The organism is Pseudoalteromonas sp. S3785, assembly GCF_005887365.1.
Taxonomy (GTDB): domain Bacteria; phylum Pseudomonadota; class Gammaproteobacteria; order Enterobacterales; family Alteromonadaceae; genus Pseudoalteromonas.
In genome coordinates, this window is record NZ_PNCT01000140.1 from 1 (window position 1) to 282 (window position 282).

The window sequence follows — 282 nt, forward strand, 5'->3', positions numbered from 1 at the left end:
AGCGTCTGAAGATTGGAGCACGGTTGATTATGGCTCGGCTGAGGGTGATGCCAGTGTAATGGTTGGCACCGCTGAGCAGTTGTCGGTTGCGGGCGCAAATATGACCATAGACATTGCCGAGCAAGGTGAATACCAATTTATATTTGACGCCAGTGATTTAAATAACGTATCGCTAAAAGTGCTCAACGGCGAAATGTTTGCACAAACTCCGGTGTTTATTCGCGGTAGTTTAAATGACTGGAGTACTGATAACCCACTGATGTACGAGGGTGAGACGATTTA

At 46.5% G+C, this 282-nt stretch carries 1 protein-coding gene; it reads left to right on the plus strand.

All coding sequences use genetic code 11. The features are described 5' to 3' along the window. Window positions 1–282: early set domain-containing protein (locus tag CWC17_RS18890; protein WP_138614643.1), on the plus strand; the 282-nt coding region annotated here is incomplete at both ends.